This window comes from Psychrobacter sp. GW64-MNA-CIBAN-0177 (assembly GCF_040309585.1).
In the GTDB taxonomy this organism is placed as follows: Bacteria; Pseudomonadota; Gammaproteobacteria; order Pseudomonadales; family Moraxellaceae; genus Psychrobacter; species Psychrobacter okhotskensis.
Genome location: NZ_JBEOOY010000353.1, coordinates 1 through 261, shown reverse-complemented (window position 1 = coordinate 261; position 261 = coordinate 1). Strand labels below are relative to the sequence as shown.

Here is a 261-nt window from a genome sequence, read left to right as displayed (position 1 = left end):
GTACTAGGGTCTATTTGGTTTAGAGCGGGTGTTGCTGAGCGCATTCAAGCGAGTAATTTTGTTAAACCTTGGTCATCAAAAAAAGATTCAAAAAAACGTCAAGGGCCTATTTCGCAACAAGATTTGTTAATTTTGGCTAGCCGATTTGTGAGTCCTACTCGTGCTTATGAGAGTTTTAGTCGTTTTTCAGCCGATGCAGTAAAAAGTGACAGTTGGTACAAAGCTGCCCCAGAAGAATTAATTGCCCACACCGAACATATG

Annotated in this window: 1 protein-coding gene; it reads left to right on the top strand. The window is 41.0% G+C overall.

What is annotated here, in order from left to right; all coding sequences use genetic code 11:
* Positions 1-261 (top strand): hypothetical protein (locus AAEY79_RS15410; protein WP_352289399.1); only part of this gene is annotated, 261 nt, incomplete at both ends.